Here is a 2,292-nt window from a genome sequence, read left to right as displayed (position 1 = left end):
GGACCGGTCGGCGTCGCGCCGGGCCGCGCCCGCGCGCGGGCTGCACGGACGGCTGCCCCTTCACCCGTGGTGGGCGGGCCCGCGCACGGGCACCGGGACGTCGCTCCCGCCCTCGAACGTCTGGCGCGGACCGACCCGCACGAGCGTCGGCGCCGGCACGAACGCGCCCGCCAGGAGCATCTCGCCCTGGTGGTAGTGCGGGGACGCGGCCAGCATCGCCGGCGGCACGAACCCGAACACCGTCGCGAGCTCGGCGAGGTCCGCGCGCGAGTTCATCCGCATCAGGGCCAGGTTGTCGCACTGCGAGAGCACCTGGGGGTGGATCTTCGACGGACGCTGGGTCGAGAGCAGGAGCCACAGGCCGTACTTGCGCCCCTCCGCAGCGATCTGGATGATCCGGGCGGTCACGAGCTCCTGGACCGCGCTCGTGGGCTCGGCGGCGCACAGGTTGTGCGCCTCGTCGATCACCACGAGCGTCGGGACCCGCTCCGTGCGGTGCGTCCAGAGGTGCTCCAGCACGTCGAGGCTCACGGCGAGCGGCTCGAGCGGGTCGCTAAAGCCGCTGAGGTCGAGCACGGTCGCGCGGGGGTGGCCGGCGATCACCTCGGCCGCGGAGGGCTGGTCGCGTGCCCACACCTGCCAGTCCTGCATGCCGAGGTTCTCGATGCGCTGGCCGAGCGCGCGCCCGTCGGCGTCGCCCTCGCGCAGCGCGGCCGCGAGCTCCCCGACGGTGCCGTTCCCCACCGTCCCCACCGTCGCGACCATGTGCAGGAACCGGTTGTACTCACCGCGGTCCGCGACCGGGTCGAGCCGCAGCACCGCGGCCTGCGCCCGTGCCGGCATCGTCGCGAAGCGCATGCGCAGCGGCTCGCTGCCCGTGCCCTCGGCACGCAGCACGCGCACGGTGCCGTCGCCCAGCCGCGCGGTCGCCTCCTGCGACGCGTCCGGCCGGGTCTCGCCGAGCCGCACGAAGTCGGCGTTCGGGTCGAGGACGACCATGCGCAGGTCCGTCGCGACCAGGAGCTGCTCCAGCAGGACCCCGAGCGCGTACGTCTTGCCCGAGCCGCTCTGCCCGCACAGGAACGTGTGCCGGTTGAACCCCCCGGCGCGCAGGCGGGCGACCGCTTCGGCCGCGCCGCCCCGCCAGACGCCGACCGGGAGCGTCGCGCCGACCGAGCGCTGGAGGTCCTCGAGCACCTCGACCGGTGCGGCCGCGACGGTCGCGACGGGGAACGGCGGCACGTCCCCGCGGACGGGACGACCGTCGTCGCCGAGGGCGGCCAGGACCACGCCCTCGCCGTGGGCGGTCGCCGAGCGCTCGCTGCCCGAGGCGGCCGTGCTCGTGACCTGACCGAGCAGCGCGGCGCCGGCGGCGCGCAGCACCACGACGTCGCCCGGGCGGAACGGGACGGTGTGCTCGGCCACGTACGTGAAGGTCCGCCCGTCGAGCGACACCGCCTCCGCTGCCGGGGCCTCCTGGATCGCGGTCATGTCCGTCCTTCCGTGCCTGTCGGCGCCGGCGAGCGGCGCGGTACGTTGCGCTGGTGAACCCGGCCGAGTCGCCCCTCGAACGCGAGTCGCCTCTCGAGCACCGTGCGCACCATCTCGCCGGGGCGATCTACGGGACGATCCTGGCGACCACCGTGGTCGCGGCCGCGGGCGCCCACCCCCAGTCGCTGGGCCGCACGACGGTGCTCGTGATCGGCACGTCCGTGGTGTTCTGGCTCGCGCACGTGTACTCGATCGAGCTCGCGGCACGCGTCGTCGCCGGCCGGCCGCTGGAGCGCGAGGAGGTGCTGCGCGTCGCCCGCGCGGAGTGGCCGATGCTCCAGTCGAGCTGGCCGATCCTGCTGGCGCTCGTGCTGGGACTTCTGGGCGTGCTCAAGCCCACCCGGGCGGTCGACGTGGCGATGGCCCTGGGGATCGGGGCGCTGTTCACGTACGGGATCATCGTCGGGCGCCAGGAGGGCGCGAGCCGCGTGCGGATCCTGCTCAACGGGCTCACGACGGGGGCGTTCGGCGTGGCGGTCCTGGCGCTCAAGGTCCTGGTCCACTGACCCACGCGGGAGTCGGGTCATGCGGGCCCCCTCAGCGCTCGTGGTCGTGGCGAAGAGCGCCGCGTCCGGCCCCGGAGGTCCACGTCCGTGCCCGTCTCGACGTCCCAGGGCGGACGGCGGCGCTGTCAGCGTCGCGGACCGGGCAGCCGGCCGCGTCACCCCGGCAGGATGACCCGACCGGCGGCAGCGCCGGCGGTCGGCGGCCGGCTCGCGGGGGGAACTCACCCGGACCGCG

At 75.4% G+C, this 2,292-nt stretch carries 2 protein-coding genes; one reads left to right on the top strand and one right to left on the bottom strand.

Annotated elements, in window-relative coordinates; translation table 11 throughout:
* Positions 1-60: 60 nt before the first annotated feature.
* Positions 61-1,491, bottom strand: coding sequence for an ATP-binding protein (locus AB6N24_RS23010; RefSeq protein WP_412871682.1), 1,431 nt, complete (start codon positions 1,489-1,491; stop codon positions 61-63).
* A 53-nt stretch (positions 1,492-1,544) separates the two neighbouring features.
* Here AB6N24_RS23010 and AB6N24_RS23005 point away from each other — a divergent pair, with 53 nt between their 5' ends.
* Entirely contained in the window at positions 1,545-2,057 is a 513-nt protein-coding gene (locus AB6N24_RS23005; protein ID WP_412871681.1) for a hypothetical protein, read from the top strand.
* The last annotated feature ends 235 nt before the right edge of the window (positions 2,058-2,292 follow it).

This window comes from Cellulomonas jepli (assembly GCF_047229345.1).
GTDB lineage: Bacteria > Actinomycetota > Actinomycetes > Actinomycetales > Cellulomonadaceae > Cellulomonas_A.
Note: the sequence above shows the minus strand (reverse complement) of the source record. Positions and strands in the feature narration are given on the sequence as shown.